The 17,474-nt window shown below is 69.4% G+C and carries 16 protein-coding genes; 11 read left to right on the forward strand and 5 right to left on the reverse strand.

The window, feature by feature from the left end; translation table 11 throughout:
* The first annotated feature begins 81 nt into the window (after nucleotides 1-81).
* From MYF83_RS14520 to MYF83_RS14530, 3 genes are all read left to right on the forward strand, one after another.
* Nucleotides 82-1,020 carry an SGNH/GDSL hydrolase family protein gene (locus MYF83_RS14520; RefSeq protein ID WP_248960834.1) on the forward strand — a complete coding sequence of 313 codons (939 nt, stop codon included), beginning with the start codon at nucleotides 82-84 and terminating at the stop codon, nucleotides 1,018-1,020.
* A gap of 150 nt (nucleotides 1,021-1,170) precedes the next feature.
* The gene (locus tag MYF83_RS14525; protein WP_248960835.1) at nucleotides 1,171-1,515 is read left to right on the forward strand and encodes a hypothetical protein; all 345 of its coding nucleotides are present in this window, start codon (nucleotides 1,171-1,173) and stop codon (nucleotides 1,513-1,515) included.
* 231 nt (nucleotides 1,516-1,746) lie between these two features.
* Nucleotides 1,747-2,796: an NAD-dependent epimerase/dehydratase family protein gene (locus MYF83_RS14530; protein ID WP_248960836.1), complete on the forward strand. Its 1,050-nt coding sequence runs from the start codon at nucleotides 1,747-1,749 to the stop codon at nucleotides 2,794-2,796.
* A gap of 79 nt (nucleotides 2,797-2,875) precedes the next feature.
* On the opposite strand, the gene MYF83_RS14535 is transcribed toward MYF83_RS14530, so the two are convergent.
* Nucleotides 2,876-3,067: a hypothetical protein gene (locus MYF83_RS14535; RefSeq protein WP_248960837.1), complete on the reverse strand. Its 192-nt coding sequence runs from the start codon at nucleotides 3,065-3,067 to the stop codon at nucleotides 2,876-2,878.
* 205 nt (nucleotides 3,068-3,272) lie between these two features.
* Here MYF83_RS14535 and MYF83_RS14540 point away from each other — a divergent pair, with 205 nt between their 5' ends.
* Nucleotides 3,273-4,436, forward strand: coding sequence for a lactate 2-monooxygenase (locus tag MYF83_RS14540; RefSeq protein WP_248960838.1), 1,164 nt, complete (start codon nucleotides 3,273-3,275; stop codon nucleotides 4,434-4,436).
* A 48-nt stretch (nucleotides 4,437-4,484) separates the two neighbouring features.
* Here the strand turns inward: MYF83_RS14540 and MYF83_RS14545 are convergent, their stop codons facing one another.
* The 3 genes from MYF83_RS14545 to MYF83_RS14555 all read right to left on the reverse strand — a co-directional run bounded on the left by MYF83_RS14545 (nucleotide 4,485) and on the right by MYF83_RS14555 (nucleotide 7,820).
* Nucleotides 4,485-6,041: a GMC oxidoreductase gene (locus MYF83_RS14545; protein ID WP_248960839.1), complete on the reverse strand. Its 1,557-nt coding sequence runs from the start codon at nucleotides 6,039-6,041 to the stop codon at nucleotides 4,485-4,487.
* A 190-nt stretch (nucleotides 6,042-6,231) separates the two neighbouring features.
* Entirely contained in the window at nucleotides 6,232-6,744 is a 513-nt protein-coding gene (locus MYF83_RS14550; protein ID WP_248960840.1) for a carboxymuconolactone decarboxylase family protein, read from the reverse strand.
* Complete coding sequence (locus MYF83_RS14555) at nucleotides 6,741-7,820, reverse strand: NAD(P)H-dependent amine dehydrogenase family protein (RefSeq protein WP_248960841.1); 1,080 nt, start codon at nucleotides 7,818-7,820, stop codon at nucleotides 6,741-6,743. The genes MYF83_RS14550 and MYF83_RS14555 overlap by 4 nt, the downstream gene beginning before the upstream one ends.
* A 349-nt stretch (nucleotides 7,821-8,169) precedes the next feature.
* Between MYF83_RS14555 and MYF83_RS14560 the strand changes: the two genes are divergently transcribed.
* A complete protein-coding gene (locus MYF83_RS14560) occupies nucleotides 8,170-9,381 on the forward strand; it encodes a cytochrome P450 (RefSeq protein ID WP_248960842.1) in 1,212 nt (403 codons plus the stop codon).
* Between the two features lie 40 nt (nucleotides 9,382-9,421).
* The gene (locus tag MYF83_RS14565) at nucleotides 9,422-9,613 is read left to right on the forward strand and encodes a ferredoxin (protein ID WP_248960843.1); all 192 of its coding nucleotides are present in this window, start codon (nucleotides 9,422-9,424) and stop codon (nucleotides 9,611-9,613) included.
* A gap of 104 nt (nucleotides 9,614-9,717) precedes the next feature.
* Here MYF83_RS14565 and MYF83_RS14570 read toward each other — a convergent pair whose 3' ends face one another.
* On the reverse strand, nucleotides 9,718-10,746 hold the full coding sequence (locus MYF83_RS14570; protein WP_248960844.1) for a LacI family DNA-binding transcriptional regulator: 1,029 nt from the start codon (nucleotides 10,744-10,746) through the stop codon (nucleotides 9,718-9,720).
* Nucleotides 10,747-10,905: 159 nt separating this feature from the next.
* Here MYF83_RS14570 and MYF83_RS14575 point away from each other — a divergent pair, with 159 nt between their 5' ends.
* The 5 genes from MYF83_RS14575 to MYF83_RS14595 all read left to right on the forward strand — a co-directional run bounded on the left by MYF83_RS14575 (nucleotide 10,906) and on the right by MYF83_RS14595 (nucleotide 17,372).
* Nucleotides 10,906-12,273 (forward strand): ABC transporter substrate-binding protein, encoded by a 1,368-nt coding sequence (locus MYF83_RS14575; RefSeq protein WP_248960845.1) that lies wholly within the window; start codon nucleotides 10,906-10,908, stop codon nucleotides 12,271-12,273.
* Nucleotides 12,274-12,290: 17 nt separating this feature from the next.
* A complete protein-coding gene (locus tag MYF83_RS14580; protein WP_248960846.1) occupies nucleotides 12,291-13,199 on the forward strand; it encodes a carbohydrate ABC transporter permease in 909 nt (302 codons plus the stop codon).
* On the forward strand, nucleotides 13,196-14,050 hold the full coding sequence (locus tag MYF83_RS14585) for a carbohydrate ABC transporter permease (RefSeq protein WP_248960847.1): 855 nt from the start codon (nucleotides 13,196-13,198) through the stop codon (nucleotides 14,048-14,050). The genes MYF83_RS14580 and MYF83_RS14585 overlap by 4 nt, the downstream gene beginning before the upstream one ends.
* A 48-nt stretch (nucleotides 14,051-14,098) precedes the next feature.
* Nucleotides 14,099-16,150: a glycoside hydrolase family 2 protein gene (locus tag MYF83_RS14590; protein ID WP_248960848.1), complete on the forward strand. Its 2,052-nt coding sequence runs from the start codon at nucleotides 14,099-14,101 to the stop codon at nucleotides 16,148-16,150.
* Between the two features lie 352 nt (nucleotides 16,151-16,502).
* Nucleotides 16,503-17,372, forward strand: coding sequence for a M23 family metallopeptidase (locus MYF83_RS14595; protein WP_248960849.1), 870 nt, complete (start codon nucleotides 16,503-16,505; stop codon nucleotides 17,370-17,372).
* Nucleotides 17,373-17,474: the final 102 nt, after the last annotated feature.

The raw sequence follows: 17,474 nt of genomic DNA on the forward strand, positions 1-17,474 counted from the left end.
GCCGCAGGAGGAGTAGCTTCTCTCAGCGTGTCCTCAGGCAGCGCTCACCCCGCGTCCAGCATGGCGGCGCACCATGGGCCCATGCCCACTCCACGCGTCGGCGGCGGCCTCCGCCCGCGTCGTGCCCGGCGGGCGGCCGGAGCCGCACGCCGCTTGCGCATGCGGGCGGGCATCATGCTGCTCGCCGTGCCCGCCGTCCTCGGCGGCGCGCTGGAGGCCGCCTCCGCCGCCGGAGTGCTGGGCACGGGCGCGCGGGAAGGCGGCCACGTCTCCGTGTCGGCCGCATCCGGCCCGCCGCCGGCCGCCGCGCCCCCTGCCGTGAAGGGGCTCGCGCGGGCCACCGCCAAGGTCGGCACGGTGGTCGGCCTGGGCGACTCGGTGCCGGCGGGGTCCGCGTGCGACTGCCGTCCCTACGTCTCGCTCATCGGCGAGGCGCTGGAGGCCGAGCAGGGCACGCCGGTCCAGAGCAGGAACCTCGCCGTGGCCGGGCTGACGACACAGGGCCTGCTCGACCTGCTGGCGGAGGACGAGACCCGCTCGGCCGTGTCGGAGGCCGATCTGATCGTCATCACCGTCGGCGCCAACGACTTCGACAGCGACCCCATCGCCGACGAGGCCTGTGCCCCGAGCGCGGGCCTGGCCTGCTACCAGGACGAACTCGCGCGGCTTCGCACCGGCATGGCCTCCGTCCTGCGCCAGGTGCACGCCCTGAACACGCGGGCCGGCGGCCGGATCGTCGTCACCGGCTACTGGAACGTGTTCGTGGACGGCGCCCCCGGGCGTTCCCGGGGACAGGAGTACGTCGCCACCAGTGACGCGCTCACCCGGGCGGTCAACGCGACCCTCGCCGCGTCGGCCGCCGACGCCGGCGTGCGCTACGTCGACCTCTACACGCCGTTCAACGGCCACGACGGGACGAGGGACGACACCGACCTGCTGGCCGCCGACGGCGACCACCCCGACGCGACCGGCCACCGGCTCATCGCCGACACGATCCTCGCGGCCCTCTCACGCGTCTGACGCCCCCGGCACCCGATGCCCCTCGGCGTTCCCCCGTCCCTGACGCGCCTTCCGCGTCCCCGCTCAGCCCGGCGAGGAAGCGGCGGCGGGCCGCGCGTTATCGTTGGCGCGGGGGGAAGCATGATGAAGCGAATACAGCGAATATTCGCCATGGCCGTGCTGCTCATGGTGACCGCGGCGGGATTCGTCGTCACGGGCGGCGCGGCGGAGGCCTCGCGAAAGACGACGGTGGGCAGGGCGCAGTACAAGATAATGATCCGCCAGTGCCGGTATTCGAACACGCCGGCCCTGCGGAAGAAATGCCGGGCGGCGGTGAAAACGCATTACCGCATCGGCAGGAGGAACAATCCACGGCTCGACTGCCGCGCGTATTCCGGCATCGTCGTCTGCGGGAAGCTCATGCTGAGCAGGAATGAACGCCGGTGCGTCACGCGGGCGGTCAGGGCCGGGGTGACACGCCGGCGCGCCGAGGTGGAGTGCTACGCGTTCGCATAGGCGTCCCACCGGCGGCCCCCGGCCGCGTCGATCCCCCGCGGCACCGCCTACGGGACGAGCAGGACCTGGACGGCGCCAAGTTGTTCACGAGTTCGTGCAGAACCCCGCTCCTTTCAGCCGTCCGCTGGGGCCCCATGCCGGGTGAGAGATCGGGGCAAGGGGTGCACCAAAGCGGGCATATGGTCATCTATGCCCGCGTTTCGCCACGTGGGCGCGGGGCAGCAGCGTCATATGAGAGTCATCGTGGTGGGCGCGACCGGCAACGTCGGGACGAGCGTGATCTCCGCGCTGGAGTCCGACCCCGACGTCACCTCGATCACCGGAGTGGCCCGGCGGCTGCCCGCCCGGCGGCCCGGCAGGACCGAGTGGCGGTCGGCCGACGTCACCACGAGCGACCTCAGAAGCCTGTTCTCCGGCGCCGACGCCGTGATCAACCTCGCCTGGCTGTTCCAGCCGACCCACGACCCGGTGGCGACCTGGCGGGCGAACGTCCTGGGCGGCATGCGGGTCATCCGGGCCGTGGCGGAGGCGGGCGTGCAGATCCTGGTGCACGCCTCCTCGGTAGGGGCATACTCGCCGGGGCCGAAGGACCGTCCGGTGGACGAGAGCTGGCCGACCGACGGGTGGCCGCGCGCCGCCTACTCCCGGGAGAAGGCCTACCTGGAACGGGTGCTCGACACCTTCGAGCGCGACCATCCGAGCATCCGGGTCGTGCGGATGCGCCCGGGCTTCATCTTCAAGCGGGAGTCGGCCGCCGAGCAGCGCCGCCTGTTCGCCGGACCCCTGCTGCCGCACCGGCTCGTCCGCCGCGGCCTGGTCCCGTTCGTGCCCGACGTGGCCGGCCTGCGCTTCCAGGGCATGCACTCCGCCGACGCGGGGGAGGCCTACCGCCTGGCCGTCACCCGCTCGGTCTTCGGCGCGTTCAACCTCGCCGCCGACCCCCCGCTGGACGCCGCGATGCTGGCCGGGCTGCTCGATGCCCGGCTCGTGCCCTGGTCGCCGTGGCTCGCCAGGACCGCCGTCGCCGCGGCGTGGCACCTGCACCTGATCCCGGCCTCTCCCGGCCTGGTGGAGATGATGCTGCAGATTCCGATGATGGACACCAAGCGCGCCCGGACCGTGCTCGGCTGGCGGCCCCGCCACACCGCGCTGGATGCAGTCGAGGAACTGCTGGAGGGCATGCGTACCGGCGCCGGAATGGAGACGCCGCCGCTCGCTCCCCAGGCCGGCGGCCCGGGACGGATCCGCGAACTGGCGACCGGCGCGGGCCGGCGCCCCTAAGCCAGACTCACCGCCGGACAGCTTCGCGCCGTCCTGCCCGCACACCAGGACGGACGTCCCGTGGGGGTGCCGGAGGCTGTCAGGCATGGGACTCGGTCCCTTCCGGGGTCAGCAGGAATTCCAGGATCGGCAGCGTCTGGCCTTGGCGCACGTGGCCGGCGTCGGGCCGGAGGTCGACTGTCGCGTGCGGCACCGTCCGCTGTAGCCGCCGGCGGGTGTCGTAGGAGTCGAGCAGACCGTCGCGTCCGCCGAGCCTCACCAGCACCGGCATGGTCAGGCGCCGCAGAGCGTCGTCGCATCTGGGCGTGGTCGAGCGCGTCCCGGGGGCCTCAAGCGGGTGGCACATGGTCTGGGGATCGGCGATCGGACGACGCCGGGAGCAGGCGGGAGGATGGAGTGGTCATCCCTGCCCCAGGGCTTGGCTGGAATAATCGTCTGGTATCCAGTCGATGGTGTGGCCCTGCCGAGGAGTGATCATGAGTTCGCTCGCCGATTTCCAGAACGAGATCTATCTGAACGGGCTCGGCGACGTGCTGCCGGAGTTGCCCACCAACCTCACCGCGCTCGAAGATCTCGCCCGGGAGAGGACCAGCCCGCAGGCGTTCGGCTACGTCTTCGGGTCCGCCGGAACGGAGTCGACCGCCCGAGCCAACCGCGAAGCCTTCGACCGCCGGCGCATCATCCCTCGCATGCTCCGTGACGTGGCCGTACGCGATCTCTCGGTGGAGCTGTTCGGGCGGACGGTGCCGGCTCCGGTGCTGCTCGGCCCGATCGGCGTCCTGACGATCGTCCACCCCGAGGGGGAACTGGCCGTGGCACGCGCCGCCGCGGCGCAGGGAGTCCCGATGGTCCTCAGCACCGCCGCCTCCCACTCCATCGAGCAGGTCGCGGAGGCGAACGCGGGCGGACACCGCTGGTTCCAGCTCTACTGGTCCAGAGACCGGGAGGTCACGGCGAGCCTCCTGCGGCGCGCCGACGCGGCCGGCTACACGACGCTGGTCGTCACGCTGGACACCCACACCCTCGGCTGGCGGCCACGCGATCTCGACCAGGCCTATCTGCCGTTCCTGCGCGCCGTCGGAGTCGCCAACTACTTCACCGACCCCGCCTTCCAGAAGGCGCTCGGCGGCCCGGTCGACGACGCCAACCGGGACGCCGCGATCCTGCAGTGGGCGACGAACTTCGGCGACGCCTCTCTGACCTGGGACGACCTGGGCTTCCTGCGGGAGCACTGGAACGGGCCCATCGTGCTCAAGGGCATCCAGCATCCCGACGACGCGCGCCGGGCCGTGGACGCGGGCATGGACGGCGTCGTCGTGTCCAACCACGGCGGCCGCCAGGTCGACGGCGCGATCGGGTCCCTCGACGCGCTTCCCGCCATCGCGAGCGCCGTCGGAGACCGGACGACGATCCTCTTCGACAGCGGCGTCCGCACCGGCGCGGACGTGATCAAGGCGCTGGCCCTGGGCGCCCAGGCCGTCCTTTTGGCCCGGCCGTACGCCTACGGGCTCGCCCTGGCCGGGGAGGCCGGGGTCCGGCACGTCATCCGCTGCCTGCTGGCCGAGCTGGAGATCGCGATGGCCCTGGCGGGGGGCGCCCGCCCGTCCGACCTGACCCCGGACCTGCTCACGAACGCCTGAAAGGCCGGCCACGCGTCATCGGTGGCCGGCCGGCACATCAGGGGATGGTCACAGGTCGGTGGCGATGATCTTTTCGATGTTCCGCTCGGCGAGCGCCGTGATGGTGACGAACGGGTTGACGCTGGTGTTGCCGGGGATCAGCGAGCCGTCGATGACGTACAGGCCGGGGTAGCCGGTGAGGCGGCCGTAGTTGTCGGTGGCCTTGTTCAGCACCGCGCCGCCGAGCGGGTGGTACGTGAGCTGGTCATTCCAGATCTTGTAGACGCCGAAGAGGTCGGTCCGGTAGATCGTCCCCTCCGTCGTGTTGATCTTGTCGAAGATCGTCTTGGCCATGGTGATGGACGGTTGCTTCCAGACGGTCTGCCAGTTCAGGTCGACCTTGCCCGTCGCGGCGTTCCAGGAGAACTGGGCGCGGTTCGGGTTGTTGGTGATCGACAGATAGAACGAGGCGAAGGTCTCGAATCCGATGGGCAGGGGTGCGACCTCGGCGAACGCGCCACCGGCGGTCCAGTTGTCGATGCCGCCGCAGGGAATGGTCGCCTGCTGCGCGCCGGTCGGGTCCCACAGGTGGTTGGCGCGGCCGCACATGACGTTGCCGTTGTCGCCCCAGCCCTTGCCGACCTCGCCGTTCAGGTTGGGCAGCGCCCCGGTCGCCTTCAGCTTGACCAGCAGCTTGCTGGTGCCGACGCTGCCGGCGGCGAAGAACACCTTGTCCGCGGTCACGGTCTTGGTGGCCGTGGTGTCGCCATTGGTGTTGATCTGCTCGATGACGACGGTGTAGCCGCCACCGGCCGCCGGAGCGACCGAGGTGACCTTGTGCAGCGGCGAGATGGTGACCTTGCCGGTGGCCGTGGCCTGGGCGATGTAGGTCTTCTGCAGTGATTTCTTGCCGTAGTTGTTGCCGTAGAGGATCTCGCCGGCCAGCGCCGACTTGGTGGCGGTTCCGGCCGCCTCCTGCTTCATGTAGTCCCAGTCGTACACGTCGGGCACGAAGACGAACGGGAAGCCGGAACGCTGAGCGTGCTTACGGCCGACCCGGGCGTACTGGTACCAGGCGGTGGACTCGAACCAGGCCGGGTCGATGGTGCCGACCCCGAGCCCGGCGTTGGCACGCGGGTAGTAGGTGTTGTACATCTCATCGGCGTTCACCGACGGGAGGACGGTGCTGAAGTTCTCGCGCTTGGGGGTGACCGCCATGCCGCCGTTGACCAGCGAACCGCCGCCGACGCCGCGGCCCTGGTAGACGGTGATGCCGCTGAATTCCTCGGCGTCCAGGATCCCGGTGTAGCGGGAGATGCTCTTGTCGATCGGGAAGCCGAGGAAATAGTTGAGGGGCTGCTTGGTCGTGGTGCGCAGCCAGTACGACCGCTGGTCCGGATTGAGCGTGCTGCAGAAGATCTTGCCGTCGGAGCCGGGGGTGTCCCAGGCCATACCCATCTCGATCATGTGCACGTCGACGCCCGCCTGAGCGAGACGCAGAGCGGCGACGGAGCCGCCGTATCCGGTGCCGATCACCAGGGCCGGGACGTGGGCCCCGGTGGCGATCGGGCCGGCCGCGGGGACGGCCGCCGCCTGGGCCGCGGTGGCGCGGCCTGTCAGGGCCATGACCCCTAAGATAGAACCGGTTCCAGCGATGAATCCACGGCGTGAGAGGCCCTTGCCACCTGTGCCGTCCGGGGTGTTGGCATCCATGCGATGTTCCTCACTCTCTACGAAATGAGAACACGTTCTACACGCGATTCGCGCGTTGAGTCACCACGTATCTGTGTTGCGGTCGCATACCTGGAGCGCGAGGTCAGCGCGCTTCTGTTCGCTTGGTGGAGGGTGAGGAAGCGCTGGGCAGCATGCACACGGTGTCGAGGCCCAGCACATGGTTGAGCCGGCCGAACGCCAGCCAGGAGCCGATGCACATGCTCAGCTCCACGATCTCCAACTGGCTGTAGTGCGAGGTCATCCGGGTCCAGAACTCGTCGTCGAGGCCGTGGTGATCCACGGCGTACCGCTCGGCGTACTCGGCGGCCAACCGGGTGCGGTCGTCGAAGGCGTCGGTGGTGCGCCAGTTGGTCACCGCGTCGGCGAACTCCTCCTCGACCTTCTGCCCGTCCCGCTCGGTCCGCCAGTCGAGACAGAAGGCGCACCCATTGATCTGGGCGATCCGCAGCCGCGCGGCCTCGAACTCGCGGAGTCCGAGGGTCGTGTGCGCGTACACCGACATCGAGAACTTCGAGGCGGCGATCCCGATGCCGGGCACCATCTCGCCCCATACGTACTGGATCGCGTCCTTGCCCTCGGGGATGTCGATGTTCACGGGTGTTTCCTTCCGAGCTTGCCGACGGCGGGGCGCAGGGGAACGTCGAGCGCGTCGTAGAGTCCGGGTTCCGCGTCCAAGAGCCAGTCGATGGCGCTCACCAGCCGGCCGACCGCGGTGGCGTTCCCGCCCGCGGACCGGTTGCCGCCCTCGTCGGTGGCCTCGACCGTGACCTCGATGCGCGGGCGGCCCTCGATGATCACCCGGTGCGCCCCGTCGCCGTCGGGCGGCGTCGGCCAGTCCGGCGCGCAGGACGGGTGGATGCGGGTGACGTGCTCGATGACGATGCGCGGTTCGCCCTCGACGATGCCCTGCACCTCGAACCGCACCGCACCTTGCGTGCCGGCCTCGAACTCGCCCATCTTCAGGGTGCTCACCGTGGAGTCGAGCGGGCGCCGGTCCAGGGTCTCGCGGATCTCGTCGAGTTCGACGCCGAGGGCCCTGGCCATCAGCCGGATCTGCCCGCCCCACACCATGGTCGGGACCGTCGGTGCGATCATCGGTGGTTCGTAGTCCATCGGCTGGCCCATGCCGACCAGGTACCGAACCGAGTCGGGCTGGTCGTAGGTGGAGTAGTCGAAGATCTCCTGGCAGCGGATCACGTCCACGGTGGTGCCGAGCCCGCTGATCAGCAGCGGCAGCACGTCGTTGCCCCAGCCAGGGTCGACACCGGAGACGAACAGCGAGCCGCCGCCCTCCGCGATGGCGGCCAGCACCGGTTCCCGCACCTCGGGCGGCGCGTTGCGCTGGTCGTAGAGCGCGTACAGCGAGGGGGTGACGACCACGGCCCCGGCTCGGATCGCCCTGCAGATGTCGGCGAGGGCCTCGTCGGGGCGGATGTCGCCGGACGCCGCGTACACCACGGCGCGCGGACCGGCGGCCAGCACCGTGTCGATGTCGCCGGTCGCCGCGACCCCCAGGTCGTAGCCGAGCCCGCCGAGGTCGCCCGCGTCCCGGCCGACCTTGTCGGGGTCGTGGACGAGTACGGCCGCGAGTTTCAGTGCCGGATGGGCCTCGACGGCGCGGATGGCCGCGCGGCCGACGTTGCCGGTACCCCAGACGATCGTGGACCTCATGGCCGGAGCGTAGCAAGCGCTTGGTTCGCTGTACAGAGTCATCACAACCCGGACGGTCACTTGTGAGCCCCGGCCTGCGGGCGGCGGTCAGAGGGCGTCCATTTCGGCCGGGGGTCGCGGCGATGCGGCGGCGGATGTAATGGAATGGGGCGACCGAGGGGAAGACGACCTATGCGGATACGTGCAGGCCGGGCCGCCGCCGTTCATCTGAGCGACGCCCCGTGACCTCGCTCGGCACCCGGCCGCTCGCGCCCGCGTGACAACGGGGAGGAACAGCACAGGCACACGACACGAGCCGATCAGCCGCCTGTTCGCAGGCGTCCGACCATCCGTTCAAAGGAGATGGCGAATGAGTCTCAACGAGCAGGTCCTGAGCTACCCGATCCCCGGCGACGCGGCGCTGGAGCCGCCCGCGGAATGGGCCGAGCTGCGCGGCAAGTGCCCGGTGGCCCACGTGAAGCTGCCCAGCGGCGACCAGGCGACGCTGTTGACCCGCTACGAGGACGTCAAGCAGGTGCTCGCCGACCCGCGCTTCACCCGCCGGCTCAACGCGCCCGACGCGGCCCGGATGTCGGCAGAGGGAGGCGGGGTGTTCAACAGCGAGATGGCGACGATCATCCCCGACGGAGGCGAGGAGCACCAGCATTGGCGGCGCCTGGTCGGCAAGTGGTTCACCGCCAAGCGGATGACAGCCCTGCGGCCCGCGATGGCGGAGATCGCCGAGCGGCTCATCGACGACATGGTCAAGCGCGGCCGGCCCGGCGACCTCAAGGCGAGCCTGGGCTTCCCGCTGCCGGTGTACGTCATCTGCGACATGCTCGGCGTGCCGGCCGCGGACCGGGACCGGTTCTCCTACTGGTCCGACACCCTGCTCAACCTCACCCGCTACGGCCAGGCCGAGATCGAGGCCGCCCAGGGCGAGTTCGTCCAGTACATGTCCGAGCACATCGCCGCCAAGCGGGCCGAGCCGGGCGATGACCTGCTGAGCGCGCTGATCGCGGCCGGCGGCCCCGAGGACGGCGGGCTGTCCGACATCCAGATCCTGGTCACCGGCATGGCGCTGCTGGTCGCCGGGCACGAGACCACCGCCAACATGATCGGCAAGATGGTCTCCATGCTGCTGGCCGACCGCAGCCGGTGGGAGCGGCTGCTGGCCGACCCGTCGCTGATCCGCACCGCGGTGGAGGAGACGCTGCGGCTCGATGCCAACTCCGGCTTCGGCCTGCCGCGCTACCTGCGCGAGGAGACCGAGGTCAGCGGCACGGTCCTGCCCCGCGGCACCACCGTGGTGTGCAGCATGGCCGCGGCCAACCGCGACGAGAGCGCCTTCGAGGCCGCCGCCGAGATGGACCTGAGCCGCAGCCCGAACCCCCACCTGGCCTTCGGCGCCGGCGCCCACTCCTGCCTGGGGCAGGCGCTGGCCCGCACCGAGCTGCAGGTCGTCCTCGAGGTGCTGCTGCGCAAGCTCCCGTCCCTGGAACTGGCCGTGCCCGTGGAGGAGCTGGAGCGGGTGGAAGGGCTGGCCGTCGGCGGCCTGCGCACGGTCCCGGTCCGCTGGTGACCCGGCACCGCCACACCCGACCACCAGAGAGGAAACCGGTATGAAAGTCACCGTGGACGAGGCTAAATGCTGCGGTGCCGGCCAGTGCGTGCTGATCGCGCCGGAGGTGTTCGACCAGCGCGAGGACGACGGCATCGTCATCCTGCTCGAGCCCGAGCCCGGCGAGGAGCAGCACGCCCTGGTCCGCGTGGCCGCCGCCGTCTGCCCCGCCGCCGCCATCGGGCTGAGCTGACCAGCGGCCAGGCCGGGCTCAGGTCGGCATGGCGAGCCCGGCCCGGGCGGCCTCCAGCTCGTACGGGTCGTTGATCCTCGCCGCGATCTGCCCTGCATGCCCTCTTAGGGACGTCCGGGCGCCTCGCCCACCGTGCTCTCCCGCACCACGAGGCGGTGCGACGTCACGATCTCGGCGGGTTGGACCGCCGATCCGTTGATCAAACCGAGGAGGGTGTCCACCGCCGTGCGCGCGATCTCCGCCTTGTGGGGCGCGACGGTGGTGAGGCTGGGCGTGCTGTATTGGCCTTCCTCGATGTCGTCGAGGCCGACCACGGCGACGTCGTCGGGGATGTGCCGGCCGGCTCGGGTCAGGGCGCGCATCGCGCCCAAGGCGAGCAGGTCGTTGTAGCAGAACACCGCGTCCGGCGGTTCGGGCAGCGCGAGCAGGTGCTGCATCGCCTCGGCGCCCAGGCGACGATGGAAATTGGCGGTGGGCACGATGAGGCGCTCGTCGACGTCCAGACCCGCCCGCGTGTGCGCCTGCCGGTAGCCGACGGTCCGCAGCTGCGCGGTTTGGCCGGTGCTGTACGGCTGGTCGCCGATGGCGGCGACGCGGCGGCGGCCCAGGCTCAGGAGGTGCTCGGTGGCGTCCCGGGCCGCTGCGACGTTGTCGATGGCGATGTGGTGGAAGCTGCCGTTGAAGAGGTGCTCGCCGAGTAACACGATCGGCACGCGGTTGCCGCGGCTGCGAAGCTCCTCGGCGGAGATGGTCAGCGGGCTGAGCAGCAGGCCGTCGAACATGGTGGCGCGTGAGTCGCGACCCAGGAGTTCCCGCTCGCGCTCCCCGTCGCCGTCGGTCTGGTCGACCATCACGACGTAGCCGTGCGCCCGGGCGGCCGTGATGACCTCGCGGGCCAGTTCGGCGAAGTACGGCACGTCCAATTCGGGGACGACCAGCGCGATCATGCCGGTGCGGCCCTGCTTGAGGTTGCGGGCGATCAGGTTCGGCCGGTAGTCCATCTCGTCCAGCGCGGCCTGCACCCGGGCGCGCAGCTCGGCGGAGACCGGTGCATAGCCGTTGACGACGTTGGAGACGGTGCGGATGGAAACGTTGGCACGTCTTGCGACGTCACGGAGGGTTGGGCCGGCCATGCGTCTCCTATACCTTCCGGTGGTCGATTTGACCAGATCCTAGCTGACTCTTGCATCGTTGCAGAGGTGTATGCATTATTACTGCATCGTTGCAGAGCATTCACAGAGGTCGTCTCGGGGCGACAGGCTTGGCACCGCGCATCGTCGGAGGAGTACGAGATGTCCACATCCCCTATAGCCCGCCGTGGCTTCCTCAAGGGAGCCCTCGGCGTTGGCGCGCTCGCCGCGACCGGTGGCGCCCTGACCGCATGCGCTCCAGGAGGCGGCTCGAGTGCGGCCCCGAGCAAGCTCGCCAAACCCACGGCATCGGCGGCGGCCAAAGGTGAGATCACCATCTGGAACCGTTCGGGCGACCTGTTCAAGGTCTTCGACGCGGCGATCGGGAAGTTCCGCGAGGCGTACCCGGGCATCAAGGTCCACCACATGGCTGTGGACATCGACGCCAAGCTGGCCAACACCCTGATCACCGGGACCGACGTGCCGGACGGCAGCTTCTGGGACGACGCCAAGATCGGCGGCCAGGCCGAGCACCTGTACGACCTCACCGACCTCATCGGGCCCTACCGCGAGCAGATCGCGCCCTACAAGGTCTCGGTCAACACCGTGGGAGGCCGCATGTACGGCGTGCCGTGGGACCTCGATCCCGGCCTGCTCTGGTACCGCGAGGACATCCTGCAGGAGGCCGGTGTCGACCCCGCCGGGCTGGCCACGTATGACGACCTGCTGGCCGCGTCCCGCACGATCAAGGAGAAGAACCCGGACAGCCGGCCCATTCACCTGGACAAGAACCCGTTCCTCAGCCAGCTCTGGTTGGAGATGCTCGCCAACCAGCAGGGCACCGGTCTCACCGATGAGAAGGGAATGCTGCGGCTGGACTCCGCCGAGTATCGGCGCATTCTCGGCTGGATCAAGACCGCGGTCTCCGACGGCCTGGTCACCCACGCCCCCTACCTTGAGCCGACCGACGTCAACACCCTCGACAACGGCCAGCAGGTGTTCGTCCCCTGGGCGATCTGGTGGTCTTTCGCGCCGCAGCAGCTGCTCAAATCCACCAAGGGCAAGTGGCGCGCCGCACCGCTGCCCGCGTGGACGCCCGGCGGGGCGCGCAGCGGGGCGATGGGCGGCAGCAGTTTCGTCATCCCCTCAAAGGCGAAGAATCCCGAGCTGGCGTGGCTGCTGTACGAGTTCCTGTGCTTCAAGGAGCCCGGCTACACCGCTCTGTACGGCCCCAACAGTGTGTACCCGGCCGGGCTGTCCACCTCCGTACCCAGCTTCACGCCGGCGCTGCAACCGGACAAGCCGCTCTTCAAGCCCATCGACGCGCTCGGCGGACAGGACCTGTGGAAGATCGCCGTCGACGCCGCCGCCACCATCCCGGCCGCGGGGCCCATCCCGTCGTGGTGGGCCCAGTCGGTGGACTACCTGGGCAACAACCTGCAGCACCTGATGGAAGGAAAGATGTCCCCCGACGACGTCATCGGCGATTCCACCAAGAAGATTCAGCGCAACCTGATCGACCGCTCCTGATGTCGAGCCTCACCACCATGACGAGGACAGGGCGGGCCGCCCGTGACCTGCCCCGCGGCCGCCGCGCGAGGTGGCTGCCGCCCTACCTGTTCATCGCTCCCTTCTTCGTGGTCTTCGCCGCGTTCGGGGTGTACCCGCTGGTCTTCGCCCTGCAGCTCAGCTTCACCCGCTGGCATGGAGCGGGTGCGGCCACCTGGGTCGGCGTGGGCAACTACGCCTACCTGCTGACCAGCCCGGACTTCTGGGCGTCGCTGGCCAACAGCGCGGTGATGTGGCTGCTCATCGTGCCCCTCCAGATCATCGCGGGCCTGGGGGCGGCCGTGCTGCTGGCCAACGCGAAACTGCGGTTGCGCGGGTTCTTCCGGGTGGCGTTCATCGCGCCGTTCGTCACCCCCCTGGTGGCCATGGCACAGGTCTGGATCGTGGTCTTCGACCAGGACTACGGCCTCGCGAACCACCTGCTCAACCTGGTCGGCCTGCCCGATGTGGGCTGGCTGACCTCCACCGTGTGGTCCAAGCCGACGCTGGCGCTGCTGTTCCTGTGGAAGACCACCGGCTTCGCGATCATCATCCTGCTCGCGGGCCTGCAAGCCGTGCCGGACAGCGTGTACGAGGCCGCAGGACTGGACGGCGCGTCCCGGTGGCGCCAGTTCTGGTCGCTGACCGTGCCACTCGTACGGCGGAGCATCGCGTTCCTCATGGTCGTGCAGACGCTCGCCGTCTTCCAGATGTTCGCCGAGCCGTTCGTGGTCACCAAGGGCGGCCCGTACGGCTCCACCACCACCGCCGGGCTCTACCTGTACGACCACATCACGGCCTCCGACCTGGGCACCGGCGCCGCCAACTCCTTCCTCCTGGTACTGCTGGTCTTCGGCCTGTCCCTCGGCGCCGTCCGCCTGCTGCGCCCCCGAGACGAGGTGCGATGAACGCGACGACGGCCCGGCCGGGGCCGGTCCAGTACGCGGTGCTCGCGGTGCTCGCGATCGCCTTCCTCTACCCGATCTGGTGGGCGTTCAGCTCCTCGCTCAAGCCCGCCGCCGAGATCATCAGCGATCCGCTGGCGTTCGACGTCGCCCATGCCAATCTGGGCAACTACCGTGCGATGTTCGCTGACGTGCCGATCGGCACCGGGTTCGCGAACACGGCGCTGGTGCTGGTGGTCAAGGGCGCGATGACGATGTTCTTCTGCCCGCTGGCCGGCTACGCCTTCGCCAAGTACACCTTCCCCGGCAAGGATCTGCTGTTCGGGGTGGTGCTGCTCACCCTGATGCTCCCGACACTGGTGCTGATCATCCCGCTGCTGCTGGAGATGAGCACCCTCGGCTGGGTGAACAGCTACCAGGCACTGATCCTGCCGGGCAGTATCGACGCGTTCAGCATCTTCTGGATGCGCCAGAGCATCGCGGCCATCCCGAACGAACTGCTGGACGCCGGGCGGGTCGACGGCGCGAGCGAGTTCGGTGTCTTCGCCCGCGTCGTCGTCCCGGTGATCCGTCCCGGACTGGCCGCCCTCGCCGTGCTGACGACCATGAACGTCTACAACGACTTCGTCTGGCCGGTCATCGCGGTGAACGACACCTCGCACCAGACCCTCCAGGTGGTGCTGTCCACCCTGGCGCAGAACGTCACCGGCAACCGTGTCGGCGCTGACTTCGCCACCGTCTGGGGCGAAGTGCTCGCCGCCGGCAGCATCGCCATGCTGCCCCTGCTGGTCATCTTCGTCCTCCTTCAACGCCACTTCATCAGCGGCATCCTCGCCGGCAGCGTCAAGGGCTGACCCCTTGGCCGCCGTCCCTTCACCCTTCACGATCGGAGCACCCTGCCCATGACGCCCCGTGCGGAATACCCCCGGCCCCACTTCGACCGGTCGCACACCTGGTCCAGCCTCAACGGCACCTGGGACTTCCGGGCCGACACGAGCCCGGACTGGGACCGGAGCATCATCGTGCCGTTCGCTTGGGAGACCCCCGCGTCGGGTGTCGAGGCACACTGGCTCCCGGTCGCGTGGTACCGCCGCCAGGTCACGGTCCCGGCCGGATGGGCGGGGCAGCGCGTCGTGCTGCACTTCGGGGCCGTGAACCACCAAGCGACCGTATGGGTCAACGACGTCGAGGTGGCCCGGCACGAGGGCGGCTACACGCCGTTCGAGGCGGACATCACCGGCGCGCTCCGTGACGGCGAGCAGGAGATCACCGTCCGTGTCGCCGCGCCGCTCGACAAGCGGGACATCGCGCACGGCAAGCAGCGCAGCGTCCCACGCGACGACTTCGACGGCGTGTGCTTCACCCCGTCGTCGGGAATCTGGCAGAGCGTCTGGCTGGAGGCGCGGCCCGCCACGTACCTGGCCGCACTCAAACTGCGCCCCAACGAGACACTCGACGGAATCGTGGTCGAGGCGCGGATCGACGGGCAGGCGATCGCGGGCGCGACCCTGCGGCTGGCGGTGCGCGGCGATGACACGGCGCAGCATGTCACGGTCGACGCGAACGGCGTCGCCCGCGCCGAGCTCCCGGTCGTCGCGCCGCGGCCATGGTCGCCCGAGGACCCGCACCTGTACCACGTCGAAGCGGAGCTGTTGTCGGCGGACGGTATCGACCGGGTCACCGGCCACACCGGCCTGCGCCGCATCGAGGTGGTGGGGGAGGAACTGTACCTCAACGGCCGCCGCATGTTCGTGCGCGGCGTACTCGACCAGGGCTACTGGCCGCGCACCGGCATCACGGCGCCGGACGACGACGCCCTGCGCCGCGACGTCGAGCTGGCCGCGGCGGCGGGCTACAACCTGGTGCGCAAGCACCTCAAGCTGGAGGACCCTCGCTTCGCCTACCATGCCGACACCCTTGGCATGCTGGTCTGGGCCGAGCCCGCCGCCACCGGCCGGTTCTCGCCCGAGTCGGTCGCCGCGTTCGAGAGCCAGATCGCGCCGATGGTGGAGCGGGACGGCAACTCACCGGCGATCGTCATCTGGGGCCTGTACAACGAGGAGTGGGGCCTGGACTGGGACATCCCCGGCGACCCCGCCAAGCAGGCCGCCGTCGCCGGCGCCTACGACCTGCTCAAGGATCTGGACCCGAGCCGGCCGGCGGTGGACAACTCCGGCTGGACGCACGTGCGCACCGACCTGCTGGACTGGCATTACTACGACGAGTCCGCCGCCTCCTGGGCGCGCACCGTCTCCGCCCTCCTGAGCGGAGAGCAGGACGACTTCCCGGTCAAGCTCGGCCCCGACTACGTGGTGCGCAAGAAGCTGGCCGTGTCCGAGCAGCCGCTACGCGGCCTGCCCAACCTGAACAGCGAGTACGGCACCGGCTTCACCTCCGTCGAACGTGCCTGGCACCTGCGCTGGCAGACCCAGGAGCTGCGCCGCCACGACCGCGTCGCCGGATACGTGTACACCGAGCTGTACGACATCGAGCACGAGTCCGCGGGCCTGCTCGACTTCGAACGCCGCGCCAAGGACCTCGCGGGCGTGGATCCCGCCCATGTCAACGCGGTCACCACCCTGGTTCTCGACGTCATCCCCGTGGCCCCCGGCCGCGATCTGCTCAGCGAGACAGGCCAGGTCGCCGTCCCGGTCCGGGTCTCCCACCATGGCCCCGAACCGGTCAACGGGCACCTGCACACCGCCTGGACTCCCGTCTTCGGCGCCGCCCCCGCCGACCCCGGCACAGAGACACCCGCCGCCTCCGCCGAGGCCAAGCCGTTCCTGCTGGGCGCCCCTACCGAGGTACGCGCCGAGCTCCCCGACGGCTGGACGAGCGGCCGGCTGCACATCGCCCTGGTGTCGAACGGCGCCGTCCTGGCCCGCTCCGCCGTCGACGTCGACACCCACACCGCCCCCATCATCGGCGACGATCCCCTGGCCCGCTCCGCTTGACCGCGCCGCTTAATGGTGGTGCCGGATCGCAGCTGGATCATCGTGGACCGGCCGGTTCGGCCGCGACGCCCAGCTCGGAGAAAGCCGCAAAATTTCATGTCCGCAGAGCTTGATGAAGGGAACTTTCAGACATATGTTCATGATCGACCCGTCCTTCCCCATGGGCGGTGAGATGTCGAAATGTTCCCTGACGGCGGCCTTCCCCTCCCGTCGAGATTGATCACCATGCCGCCAACGTAGTTCTGCCGCCACAGGGCTCATCGACATCCAGGAACTGGGCGCCTAACCGTATCCCCATACGCACCTGTTCAGAGAGGTGAGCATGCCCACACCCGGCAGGCCGACCTGGCCGATGACCCTCAGATCCGCGATCCTTGCCCTGCTAGTCACTCTCGCGGCAGCGCTGCTTCCCCAGGCGGCCTCAGCGCAGGGCATCAGCGTCCTGGCTGTGTCCCACAAGAGCCCGTTCAACTGCGGAAAGACCTTCTATGCCAACAACTGGTCCCCCGGCCACAGCCCATCGGGTGCCATCGACTGGCAAGACTATGGGGGCGATGACATCAACGGTGAAACCGTGCGTGCCACCGCTTCGGGCACCGCGTACTTCTACGACGAGGGAAGCACGAGCTACGGCAAGTGGGTAGAGGTCCGTCACAGTGACGGCACCAGAACCCGCTATGCCCACCTCGCGACCATGGTGAAGTCGGCCGGAGGCTCCCTGAGCGTCAGCCAGGGCACCACGATCGGGACTGTCGGCTCAACGGGCGGCTCCAGCGCTCCGCACCTGCACTACGAACAGCGGACCTCCACGGGTGCGGTGGACACCAGCCCGACCGTAGACGGCGTGACCGTGTCCTTGGGCGAGAAGAAGGCCATTTCGAGCTCCAACACCTGCAGCGGCAACCCCTACACCCCTGAGGAGGTCTGCGGCAGCGGTTACACGGTCATCGACTCAGCCGGTCTCACTGGTGGCCGGACCTACCTGCTCTACAACTCGGGCAACGGCTACAACTGCGTCGTGACGCTGAAGACGACGAGCCTCGGCACACCGTCGTCGGTGTCGGCCTTCCTGGAGCCACAAGGGGAAAGCAGGACGACCGACTCAGGCAGCTACGGCTACTACGCGGGGCCCGTCAAGCGCGCCGCGTCCGGACAATGCGTCAAGTGGGGTGGCTCGACCGGCAGTAGTTCATACACCAGCCCCTTCGAACACTGCGGTTAAAAGCGTGGCTCATTTGCTGGTCGGTCGTTGAAAGGGCCGTGAAAGTGCTCCTCTGACGACTGGTCCTCTCAGCCGTACAAGACGTCAAAGGCCACTACCCGA

Origin of the sequence: Sphaerisporangium perillae, from assembly GCF_023276435.1 — a bacterium.
GTDB classification, from domain to species: domain Bacteria; phylum Actinomycetota; class Actinomycetes; order Streptosporangiales; family Streptosporangiaceae; genus Sphaerisporangium; species Sphaerisporangium perillae.

What these genes read in the sequence shown, in the direction of transcription:
- MYF83_RS14520 (WP_248960834.1), top strand. Translation starts at nt 82, where the DNA reads ATGCCCACTCCACGCGTCGGCGGCGGCCTCCGCCCGCGTCGTGCCCGG.
- MYF83_RS14525 (WP_248960835.1), top strand. Translation starts at nt 1,171, where the DNA reads ATGGCCGTGCTGCTCATGGTGACCGCGGCGGGATTCGTCGTCACGGGC.
- MYF83_RS14530 (WP_248960836.1), top strand. Translation starts at nt 1,747, where the DNA reads ATGAGAGTCATCGTGGTGGGCGCGACCGGCAACGTCGGGACGAGCGTG.
- MYF83_RS14535 (WP_248960837.1), bottom strand. Translation starts at nt 3,067, where the DNA reads ATGCCGGTGCTGGTGAGGCTCGGCGGACGCGACGGTCTGCTCGACTCC.
- MYF83_RS14540 (WP_248960838.1), top strand. Translation starts at nt 3,273, where the DNA reads ATGAGTTCGCTCGCCGATTTCCAGAACGAGATCTATCTGAACGGGCTC.
- MYF83_RS14545 (WP_248960839.1), bottom strand. Translation starts at nt 6,041, where the DNA reads ATGGCCCTGACAGGCCGCGCCACCGCGGCCCAGGCGGCGGCCGTCCCC.
- MYF83_RS14555 (WP_248960841.1), bottom strand. Translation starts at nt 7,820, where the DNA reads ATGAGGTCCACGATCGTCTGGGGTACCGGCAACGTCGGCCGCGCGGCC.
- MYF83_RS14560 (WP_248960842.1), top strand. Translation starts at nt 8,170, where the DNA reads ATGAGTCTCAACGAGCAGGTCCTGAGCTACCCGATCCCCGGCGACGCG.
- MYF83_RS14565 (WP_248960843.1), top strand. Translation starts at nt 9,422, where the DNA reads ATGAAAGTCACCGTGGACGAGGCTAAATGCTGCGGTGCCGGCCAGTGC.
- MYF83_RS14570 (WP_248960844.1), bottom strand. Translation starts at nt 10,746, where the DNA reads ATGGCCGGCCCAACCCTCCGTGACGTCGCAAGACGTGCCAACGTTTCC.
- MYF83_RS14575 (WP_248960845.1), top strand. Translation starts at nt 10,906, where the DNA reads ATGTCCACATCCCCTATAGCCCGCCGTGGCTTCCTCAAGGGAGCCCTC.
- MYF83_RS14580 (WP_248960846.1), top strand. Translation starts at nt 12,291, where the DNA reads ATGACGAGGACAGGGCGGGCCGCCCGTGACCTGCCCCGCGGCCGCCGC.
- MYF83_RS14585 (WP_248960847.1), top strand. Translation starts at nt 13,196, where the DNA reads ATGAACGCGACGACGGCCCGGCCGGGGCCGGTCCAGTACGCGGTGCTC.
- MYF83_RS14590 (WP_248960848.1), top strand. Translation starts at nt 14,099, where the DNA reads ATGACGCCCCGTGCGGAATACCCCCGGCCCCACTTCGACCGGTCGCAC.
- MYF83_RS14595 (WP_248960849.1), top strand. Translation starts at nt 16,503, where the DNA reads ATGACCCTCAGATCCGCGATCCTTGCCCTGCTAGTCACTCTCGCGGCA.